This is a genomic window from Sphingomonas sp. 2378, from assembly GCF_038084995.1.
Classification (GTDB): Bacteria; Pseudomonadota; Alphaproteobacteria; order Sphingomonadales; family Sphingomonadaceae; genus Sphingomonas.
This window is the reverse complement of the sequence record NZ_JAXCMJ010000163.1, coordinates 1-245: the sequence shown is the minus strand read 5'-3', so window position 1 is coordinate 245 and position 245 is coordinate 1. Positions and strand designations below refer to the sequence as shown.

Below are 245 nucleotides of genomic sequence, written 5' to 3'. Positions count from 1 at the left end.
CGAGGGCATGGTGCGCAACAAGGCGATCCACATCGCGCTCGGCGTCCGTGCCGATGGTGCCAAGGAGGTGCTGGGCCTGTGGCTGGAGCAGAACGAGGGTGCCAAATTCTGGCTCAGGGTCATGAACGAGCTCAGGAACCGCGGCGCCGAGGACATCCTGCTCGCCGTCGTCGACGGGCTGAAAGGCTTTCCCGAGGCGATCACCGCCGTGTTTCCCGACGCCGTGGTTCAAACCTGCATCGTCC

Annotated in this window: 1 protein-coding gene; it reads left to right on the top strand. The window is 64.9% G+C overall.

Annotation, left to right across the window (positions count from 1 at the left end):
- On the top strand, window positions 1-245 hold a 245-nt coding region (locus SM191_RS19755; protein WP_341507683.1), incomplete at both ends, for a transposase.